General features: G+C 71.2%; 2 protein-coding genes and 1 pseudogene. 2 read left to right on the top strand and 1 reads right to left on the bottom strand.

Going from position 1 to position 4,088, the window contains the following annotated elements:
• Positions 1 to 861 (bottom strand): annotated as a pseudogene (locus tag ROTAS13_RS20480) (hypothetical protein); the annotation flags it as partial.
• A 115-nt stretch (positions 862 to 976) separates the two neighbouring features.
• Here ROTAS13_RS20480 and ROTAS13_RS20475 point away from each other — a divergent pair.
• Positions 977 to 2,326, top strand: a complete 1,350-nt coding sequence (locus ROTAS13_RS20475; RefSeq protein WP_019463138.1) for a glycosyltransferase family 1 protein — start codon at positions 977 to 979, stop codon at positions 2,324 to 2,326.
• Between the two features lie 27 nt (positions 2,327 to 2,353).
• A complete protein-coding gene (locus ROTAS13_RS20470) occupies positions 2,354 to 3,772 on the top strand; it encodes an MFS transporter (RefSeq protein WP_253187724.1) in 1,419 nt (472 codons plus the stop codon).
• The last annotated feature ends 316 nt before the right edge of the window (positions 3,773 to 4,088 follow it).

Genomic DNA, 4,088 nt, shown 5'->3' with positions numbered 1-4,088 from the left:
GGTGCGGGCCTCGCACCATTCCGGCAGGGACAGCGGAATCGTGTCGTGCAGCAGTGGCACGTAGCGCGCCCCGGCCTCCCGCGCCGCCGCCAGCCGCGCCGCCTGTTCCGGCATGGCCCAGGCCGTGCCGGGGCAGAGCAGCAGCGCCCCGGGCGCCATGGCCAGGTCCGGCGCCGCCGCCAGCCAGTCGTGGAGGATGCCGACCGCCTCCTGCCACGCGGCCTCGCGCGGATCAGCGCCCCCGCTTCCTCTTCCGATACCCCCCTGGGCGGCGAGCCACCGCAACCGCAGCAGCAGCGGCGTGGGCAACTCGCGCCAGCCGCCCGCGACCCCGGCCGGGGGCAGGGCGCAGGCCAGCACCGCACCATCCCCGGCACAAAGGCCGGCGGCGATCTCGTACTGCACCCGCTGGATGCCCGAGGGCACGCGCCGTCCGCCCAGGACCCAGGACACGAGGTCGGACAGGTCCAGCCCCACCCCCGTCAGCCGGCGGGGCAGGGGGCGGCCGCGGCGCGCCAGGGCCAGCCATTCCCGCCAGGGGTCCTCCCCCTCCGGGTCCAGCGCCAGTGCCCGGCCATAGGCATCCAGCGCCTCCGGCATCCGGCGCAGCAGCTTCAGCGCATGGCCCGATTGCAGGTGGATGTCGGGATCGGCCCCGTCCAGCCGCCGCGCCCGGTCGTACAGCGCCAGCGCGGCCTCCGGGTCCCCGGCCTCCTTCACCATGTGGCCCTGCTGCACGATGGCGGCGCGGTCATCCGGCCGCAGGCGCAGATAGTCGCCATAGAGCAGGGCGGCCGCCTGCCATTCGCGGGCATCGCGGGCGCGGTCGGCGTCTTCGAGCAGGGTTGCGGCCTGTGACATGCCTATGGCGCACCACGATGTTAATAATTCGTCAAGACATCCTTTGGTTGCAGGTGCGAAAAATCCCCTGCCGCAACACCTCCCAATGCCACCTTCCAGAGTCTAGCCTGTGCCCATGGCGCGCATCTGCATCGATGGATACAACCTTGGCCTGGAACACGGGACCGGCGTGGCGACCTATGCCCGCAACCTCTCCTTCCGCCTCGGCGCCATGGGGGCCGAGGTCGGCGTGCTCTACGGCACCCGGGCCAGCCCGGCGAAGGACCCGCTGATCCGCGAGATCGCCTTCTTCGACAACCGCGTCGGCAACCCCAGGCCGATGAACCGCCTGCTCCGCACCGCGCGCCGCCTGCTGCTGCCGATGATCGGCCACAAGGCCCAGCCCGTCCCCATCACCGGCCGGGTGATCACCCGCGCCTTCGAGGCCCGGCTGCCGCATTTCGACCATCTCTGGAACGTGGAGGAACTGTTCAGCCTCTCCGCCAACCACTTCAAGATGCACAAGGACCGGCTCAAGGTCCGCCTGCCGCAACAGCCCGACGTGATGCACTGGACCTACCCGGTCGCCGTCCATGCGCGCGACACCCGCAACATCTACACGCTGCACGACCTCGTGCCGCTGCGCCTGCCCTACACCACCCTCGACCACAAGCGCCGCTACCTGCGCCTGAACCGCCTGCTGGTGCGGCAGGCGGACCATATCGTCACGGTCAGCGAGACCTCCCGCCGCGACATCATCGACCTGCTCGGCTGCCCGCCGGAGAAGGTGACCAACACCTACCAGTCGGTGGAACTGCCCCGGTCCCTGGCGCAGAAGCCGGAAAACGAGGCACGCGACGAGATCCTCGGCTCCTTCGGCCTGGACTGGAAGGAGTACTTCCTCTTCTTCGGCGCCATCGAGCCCAAGAAGAATGTCGGCCGGCTGATCGAGGCCTATCTCGCCTCCGGCGTCGAGCGTCCCCTGGTCATCGTTGGCAAGCAGGCCTGGAAGAGCCAGGAGGAGCTGCGGATGCTCTACGAGGACCACCAGCGCTGGCTGCTCCCCGGCCAGCAGGAACCCGTCACCAGCACCCAGCGCCGCCTGCGCGACCGCATCGTGCTGGTGGACTACGCCCCCTTCCGCCTGCTCGTCAGCCTGATCCGCGGCGCCCGCGGCGTGCTCTTTCCCTCGCTCTACGAGGGCTTCGGCCTGCCGGCGCTGGAGGCGATGAGCCTCGGCACCCCCGTCCTCACCTCCAACACCGCCTCCCTGCCGGAAGTGGTGGGCGATGCCGCCGTGACGGTCGATCCCTACGACATCCGTGCCCTGACGGAAGGCATCCGCGCCCTCGACACGCACGAATCCCTGCGTGGCCATCTCGCGGAAGTGGGACCGCGCCGGGCTGCGCTCTTCTCCGCCACGGCCTATGAGAAACGGCTGGCCGAGGTCTATGCCCGGGTGGGTGTCCCCATCGGCGCCGGCTGACCGCAGGGGAGAGGGCATGGAACCCGCATGAACGTATCCGAGCAGCCCGCCGCCACCCGCCCCGCTCCCCCTCCCGGCCCCTTCCTGCACCCTGATGGCCTGCCGATGCCCCGCCGTCTCTGGTCGGTCGTGGCCATCGCGCTCGCCATCACCATGGCCGTGCTCGACGGCGCCATCGCCAACGTCGCCCTGCCCACCCTGTCGGAGGAGCTCGGCGTCGCCCCCTCCGCCTCGATCTGGGTGGTCAACGCCTACCAGCTCGTCATCACCATCTCGCTGCTGCCGCTCGCCTCGCTCGGCGAGATCCTGGGCTTCCGCCGCGTCTACCTCGCCGGCCTCGTCGTCTTCACCGTGGCCTCCGCCGCCTGCGCCCTTTCCGACACGCTGGTGACGCTGACCCTGTGGCGCGTGGTGCAGGGGCTCGGCGCCTCCGGCATCATGGCCGTCAACGCCGCGCTGATCCGCTTCACCTATCCGCACAGCCAGCTCGGCCGCGGCATCGGCGTCAACGCCCTGGTGGTCGCCGTCTCCTCCGCCATCGGCCCCACCGTCGCCAGCGCCATCCTGGCCGTCGCCAACTGGCCCTGGCTCTTCGCCGTCAACGTCCCCATCGGCATCCTGGCCCTGGCCATCGGCTGGCGCAGCCTGCCGCACTCGCCCCTCTCGAAGCGCCGCTTCGACACAGCCAGCGCGCTGCTCTGCGCCCTCACCTTCGGCATGCTCATCATGGCCCTGGACGGCATCGCCCATGGCGAGGGCCTGGGCCTCTCCGGCCTCCTCCTCGCCGTGGCCATCGGCGCCGGCGTGGCCCTGGTGCTGCGCCAGCTCAGCATGACGGCCCCCCTCCTGCCGGTGGACCTGATGCGCATTCCCGTCTTCGCTCTCTCGGTCGGGACCTCCGTCTGCTCCTTCCTGGCGCAGATGCTGGCCTTCGCCAGCCTGCCCTTCCTGCTGCAGACGCAGCTCGGCTTCACCGCCGTGGAGACCGGGCTGATGATGACGCCCTGGCCCCTTGCCACCGCCGTCCTGGCCCCCATAGCCGGGCGCCTGGCGGACCGGCACAATCCCGGCCTGCTCGGCGCCCTGGGCCTCGCCGCCTTCGCCGCCGGCCTCGCCGCCCTGGCCCTGCTGCCGGCCCACCCCTCCGCCGCCGACATCGCCTGGCGCATGGCCCTGGCCGGAGCTGGCTTCGGCTTGTTCCAGTCGCCCAACAACCGCGCCATGATCGGTTCCGCACCGCGCGAGCGGGCCGGCGGCGCGGGCGGCATGCTCTCCACCGCCCGCCTGCTCGGCCAGACCATCGGCGCCGCCTGCGTGGCCCTCGTCCTGGCCCGCTTCGGCGGCCAGGGGCCGGTCGTCGCCCTGGGCCTCGGCGCCACCGCCGCCATCCTGGCCGCCATCGTCAGCAGCTTCCGCATGCTGCCCGGCAATGCCCGCCGGGACTGACCCCGGCTTCGGGCGCTGCTTTGTCCCCGGGGGCAAGGCTCCGCCTTTCCCCCGGACCCCCTATCCGCCAGGACCCTGAGGGTCCTGGACCTCCCGTTCGTTGGCGCCCGCTGATGCCGGATCGCGCCGGAGAGCCACGCTCTCCGGCGGACTGACGGTGCCACCAGCGCGGACACGTTGTTTTTCTTCTTTTCGGGAGACCCGCGTCTCCGCCTGCTCCCAGGGATCAGGCCGCAGAACAACGTCCACCGCAGGCGCCAACGCAAGCCCGGGGTCCTGTCTCTTGATCACAAGTCTCGACGTCAGCATAGAGAGG

This window comes from Roseomonas sp. TAS13 (genome assembly GCF_001950415.1).
Lineage (GTDB): Bacteria > Pseudomonadota > Alphaproteobacteria > Acetobacterales > Acetobacteraceae > Roseomonas > Roseomonas mucosa.
Note: the sequence above shows the minus strand (reverse complement) of the source record. Positions and strands in the feature narration are given on the sequence as shown.

What these genes read in the sequence shown, in the direction of transcription:
- ROTAS13_RS20475 (WP_019463138.1), top strand. Translation starts at nt 977, where the DNA reads ATGGCGCGCATCTGCATCGATGGATACAACCTTGGCCTGGAACACGGG.
- ROTAS13_RS20470 (WP_253187724.1), top strand. Translation starts at nt 2,354, where the DNA reads ATGAACGTATCCGAGCAGCCCGCCGCCACCCGCCCCGCTCCCCCTCCC.